The sequence below is a fragment of the Zobellella aerophila genome, from assembly GCF_039539325.1.
Classification (GTDB): Bacteria; Pseudomonadota; Gammaproteobacteria; order Enterobacterales; family Aeromonadaceae; genus Oceanimonas; species Oceanimonas aerophila.
In genome coordinates, this window is record NZ_BAABCX010000001.1 from 687,020 (window position 1) to 709,638 (window position 22,619).

Annotated in this window: 22 protein-coding genes and 1 tRNA gene; 12 read left to right on the plus strand and 11 right to left on the minus strand. The window is 57.3% G+C overall.

Going from position 1 to position 22,619, the window contains the following annotated elements; all coding sequences use genetic code 11:
* Positions 1–28: 28 nt before the first annotated feature.
* Positions 29–105 (minus strand) — tRNA-Met (locus tag ABD806_RS03160).
* A 179-nt stretch (positions 106–284) separates the two neighbouring features.
* Here ABD806_RS03160 and rlmKL point away from each other — a divergent pair.
* The 4 genes from rlmKL to rmf all read left to right on the plus strand — a co-directional run bounded on the left by rlmKL (position 285) and on the right by rmf (position 4,981).
* Positions 285–2,390: a bifunctional 23S rRNA (guanine(2069)-N(7))-methyltransferase RlmK/23S rRNA (guanine(2445)-N(2))-methyltransferase RlmL gene (rlmKL, locus tag ABD806_RS03165; protein WP_344954624.1), complete on the plus strand. Its 2,106-nt coding sequence runs from the start codon at positions 285–287 to the stop codon at positions 2,388–2,390.
* Positions 2,387–2,617, plus strand: coding sequence for a glutaredoxin family protein (locus ABD806_RS03170; RefSeq protein WP_344954626.1), 231 nt, complete (start codon positions 2,387–2,389; stop codon positions 2,615–2,617). Before rlmKL ends, ABD806_RS03170 begins: the two co-directional genes overlap by 4 nt.
* The gene (gene uup, locus ABD806_RS03175; protein WP_344954628.1) at positions 2,614–4,512 is read left to right on the plus strand and encodes an ATP-binding cassette ATPase Uup; all 1,899 of its coding nucleotides are present in this window, start codon (positions 2,614–2,616) and stop codon (positions 4,510–4,512) included. Before ABD806_RS03170 ends, uup begins: the two co-directional genes overlap by 4 nt.
* A gap of 292 nt (positions 4,513–4,804) precedes the next feature.
* Positions 4,805–4,981, plus strand: coding sequence for a ribosome modulation factor (rmf, locus tag ABD806_RS03180; RefSeq protein ID WP_344954630.1), 177 nt, complete (start codon positions 4,805–4,807; stop codon positions 4,979–4,981).
* Positions 4,982–5,087: 106 nt separating this feature from the next.
* Here the strand turns inward: rmf and fabA are convergent, their stop codons facing one another.
* Positions 5,088–5,618 carry a 3-hydroxyacyl-[acyl-carrier-protein] dehydratase FabA gene (fabA, locus tag ABD806_RS03185; RefSeq protein WP_344954632.1) on the minus strand — a complete coding sequence of 177 codons (531 nt, stop codon included), beginning with the start codon at positions 5,616–5,618 and terminating at the stop codon, positions 5,088–5,090.
* 94 nt (positions 5,619–5,712) lie between these two features.
* Entirely contained in the window at positions 5,713–7,668 is a 1,956-nt protein-coding gene (locus tag ABD806_RS03190) for a Lon protease family protein (RefSeq protein WP_344954634.1), read from the minus strand.
* A 263-nt stretch (positions 7,669–7,931) separates the two neighbouring features.
* On the opposite strand from ABD806_RS03190, the gene ABD806_RS03195 reads away from it, so the two are divergent.
* On the plus strand, positions 7,932–8,441 hold the full coding sequence (locus tag ABD806_RS03195) for a phosphatase PAP2 family protein (protein WP_425583083.1): 510 nt from the start codon (positions 7,932–7,934) through the stop codon (positions 8,439–8,441).
* Between the two features lie 18 nt (positions 8,442–8,459).
* Entirely contained in the window at positions 8,460–9,509 is a 1,050-nt protein-coding gene (locus tag ABD806_RS03200) for an MJ1255/VC2487 family glycosyltransferase (RefSeq protein WP_344954637.1), read from the plus strand.
* Positions 9,510–9,531: 22 nt separating this feature from the next.
* Here the strand turns inward: ABD806_RS03200 and ABD806_RS03205 are convergent, their stop codons facing one another.
* Complete coding sequence (locus ABD806_RS03205; RefSeq protein ID WP_344954641.1) at positions 9,532–10,479, minus strand: GGDEF domain-containing protein; 948 nt, start codon at positions 10,477–10,479, stop codon at positions 9,532–9,534.
* On the minus strand, positions 10,476–11,264 hold the full coding sequence (locus ABD806_RS03210; RefSeq protein WP_344954644.1) for an ABC transporter substrate-binding protein: 789 nt from the start codon (positions 11,262–11,264) through the stop codon (positions 10,476–10,478). Before ABD806_RS03210 ends, ABD806_RS03205 begins: the two co-directional genes overlap by 4 nt.
* A gap of 318 nt (positions 11,265–11,582) precedes the next feature.
* On the opposite strand from ABD806_RS03210, the gene ABD806_RS03215 reads away from it, so the two are divergent.
* Positions 11,583–12,728 carry a CapA family protein gene (locus ABD806_RS03215; RefSeq protein WP_344954646.1) on the plus strand — a complete coding sequence of 382 codons (1,146 nt, stop codon included), beginning with the start codon at positions 11,583–11,585 and terminating at the stop codon, positions 12,726–12,728.
* On the opposite strand, the gene ABD806_RS03220 is transcribed toward ABD806_RS03215, so the two are convergent.
* The 5 genes from ABD806_RS03220 to ABD806_RS03240 form a co-directional block, all read right to left on the minus strand.
* Entirely contained in the window at positions 12,616–13,425 is an 810-nt protein-coding gene (locus tag ABD806_RS03220; RefSeq protein ID WP_344954649.1) for a substrate-binding domain-containing protein, read from the minus strand. The two genes, ABD806_RS03215 and ABD806_RS03220, sit on opposite strands and share 113 nt — an antisense overlap.
* 264 nt (positions 13,426–13,689) lie before the next feature.
* Complete coding sequence (locus tag ABD806_RS03225; protein WP_344954652.1) at positions 13,690–14,196, minus strand: DUF6933 domain-containing protein; 507 nt, start codon at positions 14,194–14,196, stop codon at positions 13,690–13,692.
* A gap of 511 nt (positions 14,197–14,707) precedes the next feature.
* Positions 14,708–15,934 carry a DEAD/DEAH box helicase gene (locus ABD806_RS03230; RefSeq protein WP_344954655.1) on the minus strand — a complete coding sequence of 409 codons (1,227 nt, stop codon included), beginning with the start codon at positions 15,932–15,934 and terminating at the stop codon, positions 14,708–14,710.
* Positions 15,935–16,263: 329 nt separating this feature from the next.
* Positions 16,264–16,569: an MTH1187 family thiamine-binding protein gene (locus ABD806_RS03235; protein WP_344954658.1), complete on the minus strand. Its 306-nt coding sequence runs from the start codon at positions 16,567–16,569 to the stop codon at positions 16,264–16,266.
* 142 nt (positions 16,570–16,711) lie between these two features.
* Complete coding sequence (locus ABD806_RS03240) at positions 16,712–17,656, minus strand: LysR family transcriptional regulator (protein WP_344954661.1); 945 nt, start codon at positions 17,654–17,656, stop codon at positions 16,712–16,714.
* Positions 17,657–17,796: 140 nt separating this feature from the next.
* Between ABD806_RS03240 and speB the strand changes: the two genes are divergently transcribed.
* The 4 genes from speB (at position 17,797) to ABD806_RS03260 (ending at position 22,075) form a co-directional block, all read left to right on the plus strand.
* A complete protein-coding gene (gene speB, locus ABD806_RS03245; RefSeq protein WP_344954663.1) occupies positions 17,797–18,771 on the plus strand; it encodes an agmatinase in 975 nt (324 codons plus the stop codon).
* A gap of 100 nt (positions 18,772–18,871) precedes the next feature.
* A complete protein-coding gene (locus ABD806_RS03250; RefSeq protein WP_344954665.1) occupies positions 18,872–20,272 on the plus strand; it encodes a YjiH family protein in 1,401 nt (466 codons plus the stop codon).
* A gap of 233 nt (positions 20,273–20,505) precedes the next feature.
* Entirely contained in the window at positions 20,506–21,279 is a 774-nt protein-coding gene (locus ABD806_RS03255; protein ID WP_344954667.1) for a TIGR01458 family HAD-type hydrolase, read from the plus strand.
* 517 nt (positions 21,280–21,796) lie between these two features.
* The gene (locus ABD806_RS03260) at positions 21,797–22,075 is read left to right on the plus strand and encodes a hypothetical protein (protein ID WP_344954669.1); all 279 of its coding nucleotides are present in this window, start codon (positions 21,797–21,799) and stop codon (positions 22,073–22,075) included.
* Here ABD806_RS03260 and ABD806_RS18000 read toward each other — a convergent pair.
* Complete coding sequence (locus ABD806_RS18000) at positions 21,994–22,395, minus strand: DUF2442 domain-containing protein (RefSeq protein ID WP_425583062.1); 402 nt, start codon at positions 22,393–22,395, stop codon at positions 21,994–21,996. The two genes, ABD806_RS03260 and ABD806_RS18000, sit on opposite strands and share 82 nt — an antisense overlap.
* On the opposite strand from ABD806_RS18000, the gene ABD806_RS03265 reads away from it, so the two are divergent.
* Entirely contained in the window at positions 22,363–22,611 is a 249-nt protein-coding gene (locus ABD806_RS03265) for a hypothetical protein (protein WP_344954671.1), read from the plus strand. The two genes, ABD806_RS18000 and ABD806_RS03265, sit on opposite strands and share 33 nt — an antisense overlap.
* The last annotated feature ends 8 nt before the right edge of the window (positions 22,612–22,619 follow it).

Below are 22,619 nucleotides of genomic sequence, written 5' to 3' on the forward strand. Positions count from 1 at the left end.
TACTGCACGCTTACTGGTATTACTTTATTGGTTGCGGGAGCCGGATTTGAACCGACGACCTTCGGGTTATGAGCCCGACGAGCTACCAGGCTGCTCCATCCCGCGTCCTCAGGCTGCGTATACTAGTGATCTGCATCATTGAATGCAAGGCCTTTACCAGCGCCAGGTGTCGTTTGCACAATAAAGCCGCGACCTGGTTATCTTCTAGACAAGGCTGCCAATTTTTACAGACGGACTTCGCTTTGAGGTATAATACCCGCCTCTTTTGCCAAACAAACCTGACTATGCTGCCGTTTTTTGCTACCTGCCCCAAGGGCCTCGAATCCTTACTAACCGACGAACTACAACACCTGGGTGCGCTCGAACTCCAGGAAACCGTCGCCGGTGTTGCCTTTAAGGGCAGCCTGGAAACCGCCTACCGGGCCTGTCTCTGGTCCCGGCTGGCGTCCCGCATCATGTTGCAGCTGTCCGACTTTAGCATGCGCAGCGACATGGACCTGTATCTGGGTGCGGCCAATGTGGAATGGGAACAGCATATTCAGCCCGGGCAGACCTTTTCTGTAGACTTTTCCGGTGGTAATAACGAGATCACCAACACCCAGTATGGCGCCCTGCGGATCAAGGATGCCATCGTCGATCGCCTGAACCGACTGCGCGGCGAGCGCCCGAACGTCGACAAACGGATGCCCGATGTCCGTATCCTGGCCCACTTAAAGCGTAACCAGCTCAGTATTACCTTGGACCTGTCCGGACCGGCACTGCACCAGCGCGGGTATCGCCAGCAGGCGGGAGAGGCCCCATTAAAAGAGAACCTGGCGGCAGCCATTTTATTGCGCAGCGGCTGGGATAAAAGCTCACCCCTGGTCGATCCCATGTGCGGCTCCGGCACCCTGTTAATAGAAGCCGCGCTGATGGCCACCGATCAGGCGCCGGGCTTGCTGCGTCGGCGTTTTGGTTTTAACGCCTGGTCCGGCCATGACGATGCCCTGTGGCAGAGCCTCAAGGCCGAAGCCAGTGTCCGCGCCACCCGGGGTTTAAAACAGTGCACCACGACCTTATATGGTTGCGACCAGGACTCACGGGTGCTGGGATTTACCCGCGAAAACGCCGTGGCCGCCGGCGTGGCGCAGCTGATCCAGGTTGACCGGGGGACGCTCACCGAACTGACCAATCCCAGCGAACAAACCGGCTGGCTTATCTCCAACCCGCCTTACGGCGAGCGCTTGAGTGATTTCCCTTCTTTATTAGGCCTGCACCAGACCCTCGGAGAAAAGCTGCGGGAGCAATTCAAGGGCTGGCATGTCAGCCTGATCTCCAGCTCTCCCGAACTGCTCAGTTGCCTGCGACTGCGGCCGGAAAAACAATATCGGCTGTTTAACGGAGCCCTGGCTTGTGAACTGAGAAACTACCGTATCGCCGACGACGCCAGACCGGCACGGCCGGTGGCGGAAGACTTTGCCAACCGCCTGGGCAAGAACATCAAGGCACTGGAAAAGTGGGCGAACAAGGAAGGTATCGACTGCTACCGGCTCTATGACGCCGATCTGCCGGAATACAATGCCGCCATCGACCGCTATCGGGAATATCTGGTTATCCAGGAATATGCCGCGCCCAAGACCATTCCCGAGCACAAGGCCCAGGCCCGCTTCTTCGACCTGGTGCAAGCCACCATGGCGGTAACAGGGGTGAGCGGCGACAAGGTCGTGCTCAAGGTACGCGCCCGGCAAAAAGGCACCGAACAGTATGAAAAGCTCGACCGCCGCGAGCAATGGCTGGAAGTACAGGAGCACAATGCCCGCCTGCTGGTGAACCTGCATGACTATCTGGATACCGGCCTGTTCCTGGATCACCGACCGATCCGCAAGCACCTGGGCGAGTTGGCCCGGGGCAAGGATGTACTCAACCTGTTTGCCTATACCGGCACCGCCACCGTGCACGCAGCCCTCGGCGGCGCCAAAACTACCACCACTGTGGATATGTCCAAGACCTATCTGGCCTGGGCCGAGCGCAACCTGCGACTCAATGGCCTGGGGGGCCGTCAGCATCAGTTTATCCAGGCCGACTGCCTGAGCTGGCTGACGCAGCCGGGGGCCGATTATGACCTGATGTTTGTCGATCCGCCCACCTTTTCCAACTCCAAGCGGATGGATGACGCCTTCGATGTGCAGCGGGATCATATCAAGCTGCTCGGCATGCTGAGCAGGCGGCTGCGTCCGACGGGCCTGCTTATCTTCTCCAACAACAAGCGCCATTTTAAAATGGATCTGGAGGCGCTGGCTGAGCTGGGACTGAGCGCGAAAGATATTACCAAGGCCAGCCTGCCCAAGGACTTCGCCCGTAACCCGCATATCCATAACTGCTGGGAAATCCGCTGGAGCACGCAATCGTGATGACATTATTCTCCACCGACGGCTGTCACCTCTGTGAGCAGGCCTGGCAACTGCTGGAACAAGGCGGACTGGCGGCACAGACCCGGCTTCAAGACATTATGGATAAAGAAGAATGGCTTACCGCCTATCGGGTGCGTATTCCGGTCCTACGGCGTGAAGATGGTGCCGAACTAGACTGGCCCTTTACCACCGCCGATCTTATTGAATTCAATCGAGTGCGAACATGAGTCTGTTAACCCTGCAAAACGCCCAACTGGCGTTTGGTGACGCCCCCTTGCTGGATGGCGTTGAACTGAATATCTTCACCGGCGAACGCCTGTGTATCGTCGGCCGCAACGGCGCCGGCAAGTCGACCCTGATGAAGGTCATCGCCGGTGATATCCAACTGGATGATGGCCGTCGCCAGCTGCAACAGGGCATAAAAATCGCCCGACTCGAGCAAGATCCCCCCAAGGTTGCCGACGATCAGACAGTTTTCGACTATGTGGCCGCCGGCTTGGCCGAACTGGGTGAACTGCTGGCCCGTTACCATCATCAGCTGGAGCGGGTCGCCACCGACAGCTCTGAAAAAGCCATGAACGAGCTGATGCGGCTGCAGGAGGCGGTCGAGCATGCCAACGGCTGGCAGTTCGATACCCGTATCAACCAGAGCCTGACCCTGCTCGGGCTGGATGCCGACACCCGCTTGAATGATCTGTCCGGCGGTTGGCTGCGCAAAGTGGCGCTGGCCCGGGCGCTGGCCAATGATCCGGACATATTGCTGCTCGATGAGCCTACCAACCACTTGGATATCGACGCCATCGCCTGGCTGGAAAGCTTCCTGATCGATTTTCGCGGTGCCATCGTGTTTGTCAGCCATGACCGGGCTTTTATCCGTAAGATGGCCACCCGTATCTTGGATCTCGACAGGGGCAAGGTATCCAGCTGGCCCGGAAATTACGATGAATACCTGGTCAACAAGGAAGAAGCACTGCGGGTGGAAGCCGAGCAGAACGCCCTGTTCGACAAGCGCCTGGCCCAGGAAGAAGCCTGGATCCGTCAGGGCGTCAAGGCCCGCCGTACTCGCAATGAGGGGCGGGTACGGGCCTTGAAGGCCCTGCGCGTCGAGCGCAGTCAGCGAAGAGAAAGCATGGGCAAGGTCAGCGTCAGCCTAGATGAGGTACGCCGCTCCGGAAAAATCGTCTTTGAAGCGGAGAAACTGCATTTTTCCTACGAAGGCAAGCCCCTTCTCAAAGACTTTTCCGCCATGGTCCAAAGGGGTGACAAGATAGCCCTGGTCGGCCCCAACGGTTGCGGCAAGAGCACCCTGATCAAACTGCTGCTGGGCCAGCTTGAAGCACAGCAGGGCACCCTTAAAGGTGGCACCAAGCTGGACGTGGCCTATTTTGACCAGTACCGGGAGCAGCTGGATCCGGAGCGCACCGTGATGGACAACCTGGCCGACGGCAAGCAGGAAGTGGAAGTGAATGGCCGCTCGCGCCATGTCCTGGGTTACCTACAGGACTTCCTGTTCGAGCCGAAGCGGGCCCGGACCCCGGTCAAGGCCCTGTCCGGCGGCGAGAAAAACCGCCTGCTGTTGGCCCGGCTGTTCCTCAAGCCCAACAACCTGCTGGTGCTCGATGAGCCGACCAACGATCTGGACGTCGAAACCCTGGAACTGCTGGAAGAGCTGCTGGCCGACTATCAGGGAACGCTGTTGCTGGTCAGCCACGATCGGGACTTTATCGACAATACGGTCACCCATTGCTGGCTGTTTGAAGGCGAGGGCAAGGTCAGCGAATATGTGGGCGGCTACCAGGACATGCAATTCCAGCGCGCCCAGCAGGCCGAGGCCGTGCCGGCAGACAAACCGAAAGACAAGCCCGAACCGAAAGTCGACACCAAGGCCAAGCCCGGCAAGAAGCTCTCTTATAAACAGCAGCAGGAATTGAACAGCCTGCCTGCCAAGCTGGAGCAGCTGGAGCAGCAGATTGGTGCATTGCAGCAGGACATCAGCCAGCCCGAGTTTTTCAGCCAATCGGAAGACATTACCCAGGCCGCCCTGCAACAGCTGGCCCGGCTCGAAGAAGAGCTGGAGCTGGCCTTTGCCCGCTGGGAAGAGCTGGAGGCCCTGTCCGTCTAAGGAAGGCCACCGCAATATCGCGTCACTCCCGTGCAAGCGGGAGTGACGACTCCCAGGCTCCAGCCGCTCCCGTAAATAGCGCTAAATGGCACAGACGACGGCCCCTCCGCGGCCTGCATTTAGTGTTAAATATTCTTTAATAGAATATTCATAAATATCAGTCGCTAATCATGCATACTGAACTATGCTCAGAAATTAACCCTTGACCTGAACAACGGAGTCCACTATTCATAGTGGACGGTGGTTACGAAATCGCCGTACACTTTTTGTTGATTAAATGAGGGTCATACCTATGAAGAGACAAAAACGTGACCGTTTGGAAAGAGCGCGTACCCGCGGTTACCAAGCTGGAGTCAGTGGTCGTTCTAAAGAGCAATGCCCCTACAATGATTTTGATGCCAAAGGCCATTGGCTAGGGGGATGGCGAAATGCAATGGAAGACAAGGGTTCCGGCCTCTTCATTAAGTAATATGTAGGTTCAACATTCAACAAAAAGGCCCCGCATTCGCGGGGCCTTGACGTTTTACGGCTATCGGCTTACAGAAAGGTTTCGTATCTGTACCTGGTCGGTAAGATCAGAAGCTGGAGGTATCGGTGAACAGGCCGACCTTCAGATCCTTGGCTTCGTAGATCACCCGGCCGTCTACTTCGACGATACCGTCGGCAATGCCCATGATCAGCTTGCGCCAGATCACCCGCTTGAGGGTGATCTTGTAGGTCACTTTCTTGGCGGTCGGCAGGATCTGACCGGTGAATTTGACTTCACCCACGCCCAGGGCCCGGCCCTTGCCGGGACCGCCTTTCCAGCCGAGGAAGAAGCCGACCAGCTGCCACATGGCATCCAGGCCCAGGCAACCGGGCATCACGGGATCACCGGGGAAGTGGCAGTCAAAGAACCACAGGTCGGGGGTGATATCCAGCTCGGCCAGGATTTCGCCCTTGCCATGCTCGCCGCCTTCGTCACTGATGTGCACGATGCGGTCCATCATCAACATGTTGGGGGCGGGCAACTGGCTGTTGCCCGGGCCAAACAGTTCACCCCGGCTACAGGCCAGCAGGTCGTCTTTGGTAAAGGCGTGCTTGCCTAATTCTTTTTGTGAAGCCATCAAACTCTTCCAGATTGGATCAGGCACCAAGGCCTTGATAGTAAAATTCGCGCCACTTTAGCGAACAGCTGTGCGCTAAACAAGTCCGATCTCTTCAACGCCGGAATAAACGCCGTAAAAAGCTGCTTTCGACCGTATGGCCGTTCAGCTCATCCAGCCGATCCCGGATCCGGCCAAACAGGGTGTCCGGCTGTTCCACGTCGCCGGCCACGCAGCCGGTCAGCAGCGCGATGGCCTGCTCCACATGGGCCACCGGGTAGATATGAAAGCGGCCGGCGGCCACGGCGGCGCTGACTTCGTCCGACAACACCAGTTGCAAGCGGTTGCTGGCCGGGATCAGGACTCCCTGGTCGCCGGTCAGCCCCTGGATCTGGCACAGCCGGTAGAAACCCTCGATTTTTTCGTTCACGCCGCCAACCGGCTGCACATTGCCGAACTGATCGACCGCGCCGGTAATGGCGAAGTGCTGATGAATGGGCTCCTTGGCCAGGGCCGAGAGCAGGGCACAGAGACCGGCCAGAGAGGCGCTGTCGCCGTCGATTTCATGATATGACTGTTCAAATACCAGATTAGCCGATAACGGCGAGGGATGCTCGGCGCCAAACAGGTTGGCCAGATAGCCGTGGATGATCATCATCGCCTTGGCATGAATATGGCCGGCCAGCTCAGACTTGCGCTCGATATCGGCCACATCGCCGTCGCCCAGGTGCACGGTGGCGGTCAGCCGCACCGGCTCGCCGAAATCATAGGGGTGACCGGTTATCTGGATAACCGACAGGCCGTTGATCTGGCCGATGGCCCGGCCCTGGGTCTGCATCAGGTACTGGCCGTCACGCACCCCCAGATCCGAGTGCTCCACCAGGAAGTTGAGCCGGTAGTCCTGTTCGGCCTGGGCCTTGATGACATGGGCCTCGGTGATAAGTTCGGCCTGCTCTCGTTTGGCGATCACCTCGGCCAGCTGCATCAGGGCCACCAGTTGAGCCTCGACCAGGGAAAGCCGATGCTGATGTTCGGTCAGGCGACAGCCGTAACGACACAGCCTGAGTATCGCCTTGGCGTCCATATCCAGCATCCGGTGCTTCTCCCGCAGATGGGCGAGAAATCCCACATAGCTGCCAAGATCGGTCTGACCATCCCATTCGGGGATGATATCGGCCCGTAAAAACACCAGGGTGTCCAGCTCCCGATCCAGCAGATAGAGTTCGGCGACCGACAGCCGATCCCCCACCAGGATCAGGTGGATATCGAGGGGCGGCGGTTCGGGTTGGAAATAAAAGGCCGCCATTTCGGCCGGGCGGGTCCATTCGACCTTGCGGGTGGCCAGGGCATTCTTCAGCCGGAACCACAGGTTGGGCTGCTCCAGCAGTTCTTCGATCGGCAGAATCAGGTAGCCGCCATTGGCCTGATGGATCAGGCCCGGCTCCAACAGATGATGATGACTGAATACGGTGCCCTGTTCGGTCTGAAAGTGAATGGCACCGAACAGCTGTTCCGCACTGAACTGGCGGGCGTAGACGATGGGGATGTTTTCATCGTACCTGTGCACCATCAGGTTGATCAGGATAGGGTGGCTGAAGCCCTGGCCGCTCGCCACGTGCTGGGACAAGGCGGACAGATAGTCGGCAACCTTTTCATCCTGCTCCTGTTTTCTCAGGATCCGCTCGACGATATGCTCGGCTTCCAGGTGGCGGGATGACAGCTCCAGCAGCTGGCCGACCAGCTCACAAAACTCGACGCCGGTACCCGCCTTCAGCTTGAGCCAGATCGGTTTCTGCGGATGGAACAGGTTCTCGGCATAGCAAAGATCGAACAGATCCGCATGGCTGGCATGCTTGTTCACCAGATCCTGCACCAGCTCTTCATAATCCACGCCCGGAAAACCGTTCAACAGCAAGACAGGATTGACCGCCGTCAGGCCCGTCAAGGTGGCGAAGGCCGAGTCAACCCTGGCCTGCAGCGAACTGAAGGTAAGGGGGGGGCATTCGGTCAGGGTAGTTAGCGATGGCGCATGAAAAACAGGGTTCAGTTCGGCAGGACTCAGTGGTTGCACACGACGACTCATAAGCTGGAATAAATTGCTGCCAGTATACTGCAGCACGCCGGTCGGTCGACACTTTCAGGTAAAAAGGTGCACTATTTTTAGCTTTTAGCGAACCTTCCCTCGGCAAGGACTCGCGACCTTGGTCGATTAGGTCTCTTTCGCGGATGCCCTTCACTCGAACCGATATGTCATCAATTTGTCAATCCATGGTCACCCCCTGGTCATAGCCGGCGCCTAAGGTACTGGTGAGAGATGGAGGAATCGCTATGCGCCTGGATACCCTGACCCGCTGGGATCATCTGTTGTTCCAGAAGAGCCAGTCCCACAGCTACTGGCGACAATGGGCCGGCGTGTCCCGCTGGGTTTCCCGCACCGGAGACGGGCCGCCTTATGCCGTGCTCGGCCTGGTGTTATGGTTCAGCCATCTGCCCCAGCTGCAGGGCTATGTGGTGGATGCGCTGATGGCCTTTGTCCTCGAGCTGCCCTGTTATCTGGCCATCAAGAATACCTGCAAACGGCGGCGGCCCACCGCGGCCATCGCCGGCTGCCAGGCCTATATCCAGCCTTCCGATCAGTTCAGCCTGCCTTCTGGTCATACCGCCGCCGCCTTTTTAATGGCGGTGCTGGCGGTCGCTCATCTGGGAATATGGGGAGTATTGGCACTGCCTTGGGCGCTGATGGTCGGCCTGTCACGGGTTCTGCTAGGGGTGCACTTTCCCAGCGATATCCTGGCCGGTGCCGCGCTTGGCGGCGGCATCGCCTGTTTTATCCTCTGGTCCTGAGGCTGACAAGGAGTTCACATGCGTATTCTTTACGGTGTACAAGGCACCGGCAATGGCCATATTACCCGCGCCCGAGTGATGGCCACAGAGCTGGTCAGGAGGGGGATCCAGGTAGATTTTCTGTTTTCGGGCCGTGCGCCCGGAGGTTACTTCGACATGACGCCCTTTGGTGACTTCCAGACCCGACCCGGCCTGACCTTTGTGGCCAGGGAGGGACGGGTGTGCCTGATGAGCACCCTGCGGCAAAGCCGGCCGGTTCGCCTGATACGGGACATCCTGGCGCTACCGGTCAAAAATTACGATCTGGTGCTCAATGACTTCGAGCCCGTTACCGCCTGGGCCGCCAAGCGGGCGGGGGTACCCAGTGTGGGGGTGAGCCATCAGGCCGCCTTCCTGAAACCCATCCCCAAGGAAGGGGAAAACCTGGGGGCCAGGCTGTTGATCCGCCATTTTGCGCCGACGGATGTGCAGTTGGGTGTGCACTGGCATCACTTTGGCCAGTCCTTCCTGCCGCCCATTATCGAACATCGCCGGCAACACGGGCCGGTACGCGGCGACAAGGTCATCGTCTATCTGCCGTTTGAAGCGCCGGCAGACATAGAGGCCCTGCTCGCCCCCTTTCCCCATGTCGAATTCTATTGCTATCACCCCGAGGTCCGGCCGGAAGACCGGGGCCATATCCATTTCCGGGCCCCGTCGAGACAGGGTTTTCATCGGGATCTGGCCGACGCGGCCGGGGTGATCTCCAACGGCGGCTTCGAGTTGGCCTCCGAGGCGTTGTGCCTGGGCAAAAAATTGCTGTTAAAGCCATTGCAGGGCCAATTTGAGCAACGTTCCAACGTACTGACCCTGCGGCGGCTAGGCCTGGCGGCCACCATGCACCGGCTGTCGACCCGCGCACTCGAGGTCTGGTTGTCCCTGCCGCCGGCGGAGCCGGTGACCTATCCACAGGTGGCTCCACGCCTGGTCGACTGGCTGCTGGCGGGTGACTGGCACAACAGTGAGCGGTTGTGCCAAAACCTGTGGCAAGAAGTGGTATTTCCGGATTATTGCCAGCTGCCCGGGTGAGAGGTTGCAAGTCGTGAGGTCTTTAGACTGCATCTGTGTGCTGTCGTGATGAACGGACAAGGCATTGTTGGCTGCCGATAACCTGGTTTCTCCCCGATTGCTTAGCCTGATAAAGCGCCGCGTCGGCCCGCCCTAACAATGCATCAAGCGGCTCACCGGGAGTGAATGAGGCTACACCTATGCTGGTTGTTACCTGACGTGCTGGGGTAAAAGACGGTTGCTGGACTCGCTCGCGGATCCGCTCGGCGATCTGGATCGCCTGATCGGCCGGGGTTTCCGGCAACACGACAAGAAACTCCTCTCCTCCCCAACGAAATACCTGGTCAGCCGCTCGCAAGGCATCACGAATGCGCCCGGCCGACTCAACCAGCACCTTATCTCCCACCTCGTATCCAAACCTGTCGTTGATTTGTTTAAATTGATCGAGATCGAGCAGCGCAACGGACAGCGACTGCTCCCTGTCCCGTTCTCGGCCCAGCAGTGTCTTGAGCAGTTCCTGACCTGCACGACGGTTAGGAAGTTCGGTGAGTGAGTCTGTGTACGCCAGCTTCCTCATCTTGTTACCAAGCCGGGCAAGCTCATGGGCTCTATCTTCCAGTTCCTGGGTGCGAATACGCACCAGCCTATCCAGCTCTCGATTCCATTTCCGCAAGGTCAATTCGGCCTGGCGGCGTCGGTGAATATTGGCGAGCAGGACAGCCACCGTAGATACAAGGGCAAGGATGACAGCCAGACTGATGATGATCACTTGGCGATACCGGTACCAGATGCCTTCGGGCTCAAAGGCCAGGGTGCTGTCCGGCGGTAAAAGATCCGTTTTGATGTTGAATCGTTGCAATGCCCGGTAGTCGAAAGACGGTCGGTAGTCAGTATCGTTGAGCACCGGCAGTGCGGATGGCGGTGTTCCGGCCAAGATTTGTTGTGCGACCATCGCGGCATGCCGGCCATGCGTGTAGGGGTTATTCATCATGCCCCGACGACCCCGGTACCCAGCATCAGGCTGCCCCACATGCCGAACAGCGGAGCTTTCGAGTCGGCGGTCAGCGGTGGCAGATCGTGTGTAAAAGAAAAATAGCGTCCGCTGTTGTCTTTATGGATTGCCAGCATCAGCACGGCTGCGTTTTCCGGGAGCGCGGCCAACCGCTGCTTCAGCTCGCCGAAGTTCATATCGTCCCACAGCTCCAGTCGGACCTGTGGGTACCGCTGTTCCCGGGTAAACTGTTGCATCACCGATCTGGCATGACGGCCCATCTGGAGGCCAAACTCGGTACGATCCGCCAGCATGATGATCCGCTTGGTATCGGGACGGACCCGCATCATCAGATCCAGATTACCTTCTATTTCCATGCCTTCCAATAATCCGGTATAACGCGGGCGTGCGGTAAGCCGCTCTGGCCTGAAGACATTGATTCCGGCAAAGACCACGGGCACCTCCGGAAACAGCTGGTCTCCCCATGTCAGCATGAAGTCGAGGGCGTAGTCGTCGCTGGTGATGATCACATCAGGATGGTACTGGCGATACTTGATTTGAAACAACGCTGCCAGTGAGTTGGAGTAAGCCTCATTGCCCACCATACGTCGACCATCGAGAAATTCCACATGGAGATCCTCGACTTTAATGGACTGTGCCAATTGCTCGCTTACCCCCTGGGTCAGCTCTGCTGTCCAGCGATACTGTGGGTGATAGGAATTTATCAGCAATACCTTTTGCCCGGCAAAAACATAACCCGCATGAGTCAGCAGCAGTATCATCATGATTCGCCGCCAGCGGCGGAGAAAGGTAACGGCCTGCTTGACTGTTGAGCTGGGACGTTTCTGGCTGTGGTGCATGACAGTGGCTCTGAGGGGTTATTTCATGACAACCGGCGAAAAATCGGGTAACGACGCTTCTTAATGAGGCATCGCATTATGCATGCAGACCCCAGATACCCGCACTTTTTTAGTAGATAAATATAACCAGGATCACAGTTGCTCCCGGATGGCGTTGCCTGGATCAATCCCCCATGACTTGCCAGAATTGAGCTGATGACGACCATCTTGTGTTCTGGTTGTCCGCTGTAGTGATGCGATCCTATGTCAAACCCGGACAGTATCAACCTGTTTTTGTGTGGTGATGTGATGACGGGGCGAGGCATCGATCAGATACTGCCTCATCCCGGCGCGGCCATCCTCCACGAAGACCATGTAAAAAACGCCGCCGACTATGTCCGGCTGGCGGAAAGAAGGAATGGTGCCATCCCCAGAAGCGTGGATTTCGCCTACATCTGGGGAGACGCCCTGGCGCAGCTGGCACGGGTCAAGCCGCAATTCCGGCTGATCAACCTCGAAACCAGTATCACCACCAGCGATGACTGGCAGCCCAAAGGCATCAATTATCGCATGCACCCGGCCAATGCCCCCGTACTCGCAGCGGCCCGCATCGACGTCTGCGTACTGGCCAACAACCATATCCTGGACTGGGGAAGACAGGGGCTGACCGACAGCCTGAGAACCCTCAACAACCAGGGGATCAGAAGCGCAGGCGCCGGGGCGAACCTTGAAGAAGCGCAGGCCCCGGCCATTTGCCAGCACGGGGCAGGACGGCTGCTGGTTTTTTCGATGGCGACCGGCTCCAGCGGTGTACCGGCCGAATGGGCCGCCGGCCCCGGACGGGCGGGGGTGGCCTTGTTGCCGGAGCTATCGACGGGGACGGTGCACCGTATGCGGGAGCTGATACAGGGCTGGAAACGACCGCGGGATCTGGTGATCGCCTCCATTCACTGGGGAGGCAACTGGGGCTACCCTGTTCCCGAGGCCCATACCGAGTTTGCGCACGGGCTGTTGGAGGCAGGCGTCGATCTGGTGCATGGCCATTCCTCCCATCACATCCTGAGGATGGAAGTCTACGGGGGCAAGTTGATCATCTATGGCTGCGGTGATTTTATCAACGATTATGAAGGCATTGGCGGTCACGAACGCTACCGCGGCGATCTCCCGGTGATGGTTTTCCCCAGGCTCTCCCTCGACACCGGCAGGCTGCTCTCCCTGCGCCTGGTCCCCCTGCGCCTGCAGCGATTTCGTCTTGGCAACGCCGCTCCCGAGGACGCGGCCTGGTTACAGCAACTGCTCAATCGCGAAGGCAAGAAAACAGGCACGCATTTTGACCTGTCGGCCGATCACTCCCTAACCCTGCGGATTCCCGCTGGCGGGTCGGTGCTTCGAGTATCCCCGACTGGTTGATGGGCCTGTATACATGGGAGTCGGTGGCAAGGATCCCCTGGATGTTCACCCGCTTTCCCGCCCGCTCGAGGGCGTGCCCGAGCGCTTCGAGCAGGGTGCCGGGGGAGACGGGACAGTCCCTGTGCATCACGAAGGGAGGGGCGGGTGCCTCGGTGCTTCTGCCCAGGATAACAATCCCCTCAGTATCGAGCAGCGGCCAGCTATGGGCATCGATGGCCGCGAGCCCGGCATGCCCCTCGCGCAGACAGTCCAGGCTGGCGGCATGGGAGCCGCTGACCAACACTTCGTCACAGGCCCGGCCGTGCGCCGCGGCCCATTCAAACAGGGCGGCACAACCGGAGCGGGAGCTGGTCGAATTCACCACGAAACGCCCCGAGGCATTTTGCCCGCGCCCCTCGGCGATCACTATGTGGCTGAAGTAATGGCCCGGGGTGCAGTCGAGATCGCTGAATATCGGGCGGGCTACCGGCCTAAGCAATTGCGCGGGGAGGGTAAACAAATCCGGCCCGCAGCACTGGCTGATCACCAAGCCGGGCTGTGCCCATTGCTCGGCGAGCGGTAGGCGGCGCTCCAGCTCATCCGGCAGGGGGCCCGTTCCCCGCTTGAGCAATTCGGCTTTGAGCACGGACCAGAAGTCGTCCAAACGTTGCTGCATCACCGGCAGATCGTACCAGGGTAGACTTGCGACCAGATTCAAGGCTTATATTCCTAATATTCGGAGCGTTCGGCTTGTTTACGGGAGGCGCAAAGCATATATCAGATGGGCTCCTGAAGGAACGGCCCGTCCCCTTGCCGGCCTCTTCCCATGCATTGGTCGCTGCTCTTGGCTAGGCCCTGGACTGGAAGGCGGGTTTTCTGCCGGGCATGGCCGGCGCCATGCTGAACCATTATCCCCACCGGCGCAGGCCTGATAGAGCAGGCCATCGCGGGGTAAATCTGCCGCCGAGATGACGGCTCACTGTCACTCTTTGTCCTGGCGAAAAGCGGCCAATGACACCACCTTGTCCGGCATGTTCGGCGTATCCGCCGCCGCGATTTCCCGCATCTTGAGTCCCGGCGGCGGTTCACCGCCGTGCAGCCTGAGTGCCCGGAAGCGCGTAGCGGCCTGCTCGACCTGCAAGGGGCTTGCACCACAATATTCGCTCAGCCAGTGACAGAACATGGCCTTCAACAGCCGCTCGATAAACAGCGACACAAAGGTCTCGCTGTCGCCTTTGCGCAAGCCGGTAAAGGTCATGCAATAACGGCTGTTCAGCTCCATCGCGATCAGGCAGTTCTGACCCTGCACTTTGATGGCGTGCACCAGCCATTGGGAGAGATGGGGCTGCTGGCCATGATGGTTGGTCAGCCGGCGGTGATCCTCGGCAAATAACGGGCCGGGTGGGGCTTCGACGGGGGAGCGATTCACTCCCTTGCGGATACAGCTGAACAACTGCGCCGCGGCCTTGGTGCAGTTAAAGATCAGCATGCCGGCACCGTCTGGGTCATGTCGTTATTCATCCGTTGTCCTCCTGTCATGGTGAGTTATCCTGAACTGCCTGATGTCATTGCTGACACATCACCTTAGCAGGATAACAGGGCAGGGGGAGTGCGCCGAACTTTAACGATATCGGTTGCTGAAAACATCCCCTAACAGCCAACGCCGTCAGACTTTCAGCACGCGGAGCACCCGCTCTGGTGGCGGTAGCAGCAGGGGGTGAGTTGTTCAGGCGGATTGTGCAGCCAGCACCGAATATCATTGGCGTGGATCAGCAGCGGCATACGGTCATGGTATTCGGCACAAGTCCGGTTGGGATTGATGGTGAGCGTGCTCAGTTGCGGATCCCGTCGCCAAGCGCACGAAACATTGTAGTATCCACCGGTCCCATTCGTGCGTATTGATTGAGGGATAGCTTGCCCAAGACGGTTAAACTACCGGAATGGGTACGCCCGGCTGGATATTATGGTAAATATAGATAGCTGGTTCACGGGCTATTCTATTAATGAGATGGCTTGCTTTTAAACTGTTTAATACTGCGCTTGTTGGTGCTGCGGCGGTTGGCCTGTTTATCCCGTGCCGGACGCCGGCGTTCGCCGCCGGCAGGCTGGTCAGTGACCGGAAAGCCGGGCAACTCGAGCAATGTCAGCTCCCGCCCGGTTAGTTCGCGGATCGCGGTCAGCGCGTCGGCCTCTCCGTGACAAACCAACGAGATGGCGAGGCCACGACGGCCCGCCCTGGCAGTACGGCCAACACGATGTACATAGACAGGGGCGCTGGCGGGCAGGTTCAGATTGATCACCACCGGCAAAGCTTCCACATCGATGCCTCGGGCCAGCAGATCGGTGGCAACCAGTACCCGCACTTTACCTGCCTTGAAATCGGCCAGCGCCTGCTCACGTATCGCCTGCTCCTTGGCTCCGTGCAAGACCGCCACCGCCACACCCGCCTTGTCGAGCCGCCGGGTCAGAGCATCCGCATCGTCCCGTGCATTGATAAACACCAGCACCTGGGACCAGGGAGCCTGCTGCAACAGTGCGAGCAGGGCCTGTGCCTTGCTGCCCTTGTTGACGAGGTAGCAACACTCTTCTACCTCGGTGACCACGCTGTTGGCGTTATGGGCCTCTATGCGCTGTGGGTCGTTGAGCAAGCCCATGGCCAGATCATGCAATGACGGCGGCAGGGTAGCCGAGAACAGCAGGGTCTGGCGTTCGTTCGGCATCAACGCGAGCAGGCGTTGGACGTCTGGCCAAAAGCCCATTTCCAGCAAACGATCCGCTTCATCCAGGACCAGTTGCTGTACCGCCGCCAGCTCGATGAGTCCTTGTTCAAGCCAATCCAGCAAGCGACCCGGCGTCGCGACCAGCAGCTGCGGCAGACGCGCCAACTCGGCCAGTTGCAATTCCTGCTCGACCCCGCCGCATAATGTGAGTACACGGAGGTCCATTTCCCGAGCCACTTCCTGCAAGGCACCACTCACCTGCGCGGCCAGCTCTCGGGTCGGTACCAGCACCACCGCCTGCACCTTGGGAACGGCCGGCTTGGCACAATGCAGCAAGGGCAAGCCAAAGGCCAGGGTTTTGCCGCTGCCGGTATGGGCCAGCGCCAGTACATCTTGCCGAGCCAATACGGCGGGGATAGTCAGCTGCTGGATCCGCGTCGGGGTGTGCAAATGTGCGGGCAAGGCGGTTAACACAGAGGGGTGAAGGTCAAGCTCGGCAAACATCATGGGACATACTACTCAATAAACCGGAGGCGAAGTCTAAACAGTAGGCGGCCATAAGTAAATCATCCACTTGCCGGAACATAACCTTGATATCTCTTATTTTAATAGCAAATAGCGGTACGTTATCGAGCTGTTCAAAGCCTTGGACAACCATTTATTCTTAGGTTGCAACGCCGGTATAGGGCTGAGTCAGGGCAGGGGACTGAACGCCTGCCCACAGGCAGGCGCCATCGTCCAACTCTATGCGAAGGGCTATGCCGATAAATGTCGTAATCCGCCTTCGCAGGATGATAAAGCCCTCGTCTCTCCAGGCAGCACCTTATGGTCAGTCGCTATTCAGAGACCAGTTTATCCTGAACACTGGTCACTTTATCGGCCATGGTCTGCATCCGATCAATGCGCGTTCCCAGTTTCATATGGCTGGTAATGCGTACCGCACCGGCTGCGTGCAGATCTTCATGGCAGCGCTTCACCGCCGCCATCACATCTTCCCATTCACCTTCGACATTGGTTCCGTATCCGTGCATGGTGTGGGTGAGGCCTGCTTCTTCAAAAATTTTCTGGCACATGGCCACATAAGGTGAAACGGAAGTACCCACGCCGCCGGGTGATACCATAATATCCATCAGTACGTACATTTCCTGTCTCCTCGGTTATGAATGTTATATAGCGGTATTCGAGCTTGCTTGTAGCCATGGGTAAAGGGCCAGTCCGCATTTTCGTGTTGGCCAGCCCCGTCGGTATAAACCGCGCTGGCTGCTTACTGTTGATACTCGGTGTCTAAAAAGCACTGTTGCTCTCGATACCGTAAGTTTGCCGTAACTCATTCAAGCAGGCTTCTCGCAGCTGGTTGGGTTGCGCTTCATCTCGCCACACGGCGGTAAAGGAGGTTTTGAAGTTAAACTGATCAGGCAACAGCACTCGCATCAAGCCTCGCTCTTCCCACTGCCTGGCGTAATGCCCCGGCAGGAATCCGATGAACATCCCACTCAGGATCAGGGTGGCAATTCCCTCCATTTGATAGGCATGGGCCGCCGTTTTCAGCAACGCCTGCAATTCAAGCAGATGCGCATCTGGTTTATAGCCGGGACTGACATAGTCGTGCTGAGCCAACAGGGACGGCTCCAGCTGCTGTTCTTCCAACGCAAACAGGGCATGGCCTTGCGCACAGTAGAGGTACGAGGTTTCCCAGTAAAGTGGTTGGTAAACGAGGCCCGGCAACTCCTGATGACAGGGGATAATACCGATATGCAAACGTCCTTCGATTAACGCCCTTTCAATTTCATTGGGAGAAGTGGTTTGCATCACAATCTGCACATCCGGCCCCAGTTGCTTGAGTTTCGCGATCACCGAAGGCACCTGGGAATGGGGATCAGTAATGGTATTGTCTGTGAGTCCTAAATGTAACTTGCCCACCAAGCGGTTATGCACCGCGTTGATGTTGGCCCGGAACTTTTCCAGATCAGCCTGAAGCTGCATCAGGCTCTCGTATACCACTCGACCTTGAGCAGTCAGTGCGAACCCGGAACGGCCTCTGTAGCAGAGATGCATATGCAGACGGGTTTCCAAATCTGCCATGTAACGACTGATGGCAGAGCGGCTGATGTTGAGTTCTACTTCAGCCGCTGCAAAGCCCCCGCACTCCACGACCGTTTTAAACACCCTCAGCAGGCGCAAATCAAGATCGCTGATCAAACCAGCCAGGGCATTGGCTGTCTGTTTCATGATTGCCATTTATGTCAACCAAAGGTTACTTGATTGTAGTTTATTGAAACATATCTACGGCCCGATACTTTGTCAAACAAGGTCCTGTCTATACCAGACCTTGTGGATACCGTAACCCATGACTCAGTAGAGGTAACCCAATGTCAGAGCAGTTCAACAGCTTCAAGCCTATCGACTCCAATGCCACTCCGCGCTATGCAGGTATCGCGACCTTTATGCGTCTACCCTATCTCCCCGTAGCACAGGCTGGTGCCGTGGATATTGGTCTGATCGGCATCCCCTGGGATGGCGGTACCACGAATCGCGCCGGGGCTCGGCATGGACCTCGACAGATGAGGGATCTGTCATCATTGATGCGGAAGTTCCACCCGAGCTTGGGGATCAATCCCTACGATCTGGCCAACTGTGCCGATCTGGGGGATACGCCGGTCAATCCCATCAAGATAGAAGACACCTTGGAACGGGTTGAGGGCTTTTATCGACAGGTACTGGAGCAAAAGATTATTCCCCTGTCGGCAGGGGGGGATCATCTGGTGAGCCTGCCCATTTTGCGGGCATTGGCGGAAAAACATGGCCCCATGGGGATGGTGCACTTTGATGCCCATACCGATACCTTCGATCGCTATTTCGGCGGCTGCAAGTACACCCATGGCACACCGTTCCGTCGCGCCATCGAGGAAGGCGTACTGGATCCCAAGCGGGTCGTTCAGATAGGTATCCGTGGTGGGCTCTACAGCGAAGATGACGATGCCTGGGGGCTAGGGCAGGGGATTCGTGTGATCCGCATCGAAGAGTACTTTGAGCTTGGGGTGGAAGGGGTCATCAGGGAGATCCATCGGGTGGTCGGTGATCAAAGAACCTATGTCAGCTTCGATGTGGACTGTCTTGATCCTGTCTATGCCCCCGGTACCGGGACGCCGGAAGTCGGTGGCATCAGCACCCATGAGGCACAACGGATGCTGCGCAGCCTGCGTGGGTTGAATCTGGTGGGTGGGGATGTGGTGGAAGTCGCACCGCCATTCGATCCCAGCGGCAACACAGCCCTGGTTGGGGTCACCCTGATGTGGGAGATCCTCTGCATGCTGGCCGAACAAGTGGCCAAGCGAAGAGGGTAACCTTCCAAACTTCCGCAGTCAGCCCAGCCGAGCCTGGTATGTGCCGGGCTTAATCATGCTGCTGAGTGCATTGAAAATCAGGTATCAGAAGGATCTGGACATGACAACCAAAAATACCCCTATCCAGCGGGCTGAATCCGATCGCCCGTTATCCGGCTTTAACGCCAAGGCCTTGTTGCGATTTATCATTCCCTCCTTACTCGGTGTACTTGCCTTTCTTATTCCAGTCGAAGACAAGGGACAGATCACCATAATGATGGCCATCCTCTCCAATTGGCTGAAAAACGAGTTGATGGAATATATGATCATGATTGTGATCGGCATCATCGGGTTATCGGCGATAATCACCGCTTATGTGACCCTGCTTAAACCCAGGTGGGTCATACCAGGATCCTTCATGGCCGAGTTATTTTCGGTGAGCATGCCCTGGCTATTATTACGCGTGAGTGGCCTGGTCATGGTCTTGATGATCCATTATCAGGTGGGGCCGGAGTGGATCTGGTCCGAGCGGACGGGACTGATAGTGCTAAAGGATCTGGCGACGACGATAGTCACCATTTTCCTGTTCGCCGCGCTCTTGCTGCCCCTGTTAACCGACTATGGCCTGATGGAATTTGTCGGTACCCTGTTCCGTAACATTTTCCGCAAGCTGTTCTGCATTCCCGGTCGCGCCTCCGTCGATGCCACCGCTTCCTGGTTGTCATCGGCGGCGGTCGGCATATTGATTACCTCACAGCAGTATGAAAAAGGTTACTACTCTGCCAAGGATGCGGCGGTGATAGCGACCAATTTTTCGATTGTCGCCGTGCCTTTTACCCTGGTGATTGCCGAGTTTGTCGGACTGGGGCACCTGTTTATCGAGTATTATGCCACTGTGGTCGTTACCGGCATGGCGGCGGCCATCATTGTTCCCCGGTTGCCGCCATTATCGCGCATGTCTCACGACTATTATCCTGCGCAGGGGCAAGTGTTGAATGAAGAGGTACCGGCAGGACATTCGCTGTTTACATGGGGGCTCCGACAAGCCGTGGAGAAGGCTCGCTCGGCACCAAGCTTGCCGGGCCTGTTGAAGGCTGCGGTCCGAAATACCTGCGATATCTGGTTCGGCCTGATGCCGCCACTTATCGTGATTGCCACGGGGGGGCTGGTCGTGGCGGAGTTTACCCCGATCATGACCTGGCTCTCTTATCCCCTGATCCCGATACTGGAGTTGTTGCAGCTCCCCGAAGCAGACAAAGCCGCGCCCGCGATGCTGGTGGGATTTGCCGAGATGTTTCTGCCTGCGGTCATTGCCGCCGGTATCGAGAGTGAATTGACCCGCTTCGTTATCATATCCGTCTCCGTCACCCAGCTGGTTTATATGTCTGAGGTGGGGGTGATGCTGCTCAAAAGCAAAATCCCCCTCGGGTTCATGGATCTGGTGAAGATTTTTCTGGTCAGGACGGCGGTGATACTGCCCATTACCTCCCTGATTGCCCACCTGGTGGTTTTTAGAGGCTAAAAGCCATGTGGTGTAGATAAGCACGAGGGGCAAGATCAACGATCTTGCCCCTCGTGCTCAGCAGAAAAATGGCGCCCGATTCGATAAGACAACAGTCACCCATCGTTTATGCCGGTAGTGGTGTGGGATGCAGGGCAGGGGGCTCGGCACCAAACGATAAGATGGCTGTTCAATTCACCTTCTACAGCTATGTTAGTAATAGTTGATAATCACCCAAGCAGCAGGAGTTCGCCATGAAGACATTGCATGGTATTCAGGGCATGTTGTTTGATCTTGAAGGTGTCCTGTATGTTGGCGAACGGGCCATCGACGGAGCTGTCGACACGATAAAGGCCATCAATGATCGGCAGATCCCCCATCGGTATGTGACGAATACCACCACCCAGTCCAAGGCGTCGTTGTCACAGAAATTACAGGCTATGGGGTTTCCTGTTGAGCCGCACGAGATCCTGAGCGCCCCCGCGGCGGCTTGCGTATACCTGCGCCAACGTCACCCTCGGGCATGCTATTTTGCTGTCTCGGCGGCGATCAGGGAGGAATTTCGTGAGTTTCCCACTTCGGACACCGGTCCTGAGGTCGTGGTTATCGGAGATATTGGCCGCGCCTGGACGTACGATCTGGTTAATCATCTCTTTCAGATGGTGATGGCCGGTGCGGATATCGTGGCGCTGCATAAAGGAAAATATTGGCAAACGCCCGAGGGTCTGCGTGTGGATATTGGAGCCTTCATCGCGGGACTGGAATATGCCACCGGCGTTGATGCCACCGTTATCGGGAAGCCTTCTCCCGCGTTTTTTCAGGCGGCGGCCCATGAATTGCGTTGCCCGGCAGAGTCGATCCTGATGGTGGGCGATGATATCGATGCCGATGTGGGCGGGGCGCAACAGTGCGGGATAAGGGGCGTGCTCGTTAAAACCGGGAAATATCGCCCAGAGCATGCGGCCGCCTCGGCCATTGTTCCCGACGGTGTCATTGACTCAATAGCCCGGCTTACCCGCTATCTCTGATCGATAACGCCCATAAGAGCTGGGCAAAAGACGCCCCCGAGGACTGATGTTATCTGGATAAACCGGGTTTTTCCTGGTCCGGCAATGGCGTTGAACGGGCATTAGCGTAGCTATTGGCCAGTCCATTAGTACGGGCACCACTGAATTATGGTAAATAGGGGTATCCATTTATCACGCTAAATAACTGATACAAATACCGCTACATATCGAGACAGAAGTCAGGATTCGATAAGCAGACCCTCCGCGCCAGGGATGGCGCGGCGGAGCCCCCAAGGATGGGTTTACGGCATGTCTGCGTTCGAGCCTGATTTCTGTAGCACAATTAGGAACAGTTATTTAGGGTCAGAAGGGCTTGGCCACAATCCTTAGCATTAATGAAAGAGACACCAAGTGACACCATTTTCGGCCCGGAGTCCACAGTCTTTAATAGTGGACTCTTGTTTCATTTTGACACGTTGGCCGGGTCTGTCGAGGGGCTATAATGGGCTTGTTTTGGGGCTCTTTGATGGGGTAATCGATGAAGGTCAAAACGCTAAAGCAGCTTGAGGTGATCACCGATGTGCGCTGCGATGTACGCGGCTGCAGTACTGTTATGGCGGAGGGCTATTCACCCCAGTTCGGTGTGCTGCAGGCAGCTTGGGGCTACGGTTCCCATCATGACGGCGAGCGCTTTGAAGTCGATCTGTGCGAGTCGTGTTTCTTCGGGGCCTTGGCTCATCTACGCGAGGTGCGTCGTATTAATAGTTTGTTCGATGATGATTGGTCGTCGGGAGCTGGCTCTGCCGAGTTGATATAGGTGAGCGGGTATCGCTGTGGATGCTGGATGATATCGAGGGTGAGATCGACGTCTAAGTCAGGCCATCGTATCCCGTTTTCTCCAAACGATTCCACGTTGTAGATTTTGCTTTCCGAGGCGTTCCGGAGCCAGGGAAACAGGTCGTAGCCGAGGAAATATTCCAGGCCGTTGATTCTGAGCCATAATCCTTCGGATTCCAGTCTTGACACCTGAACGGTAAGCATATGATTTATTGGTACGAGACTCTGGACATCTTCTAAGTATATCAATTGCTTAGAGGGTATCCCATGTCTGTAAAAAATAAGATCCGTGACCGTCATCCCGATGGTCGACTGAAACGGTATCGTCGGTTGAGTGGTCGGCTGGTAACCTGTGCCAAGTGGTATTCCAAGTCACTGCGCTGGTTCCGCAACTTGCGGATGACCCGGCCAGAACGGCGGGAAGTGCAGCGCTTGCTGTGTCTGGTGCGTCGAGATGTCGATCCGGACGGTCTGGTTTTTCCGTTGAACCACAAGCCAACCCAGTACTGGTACTGACCACTGCG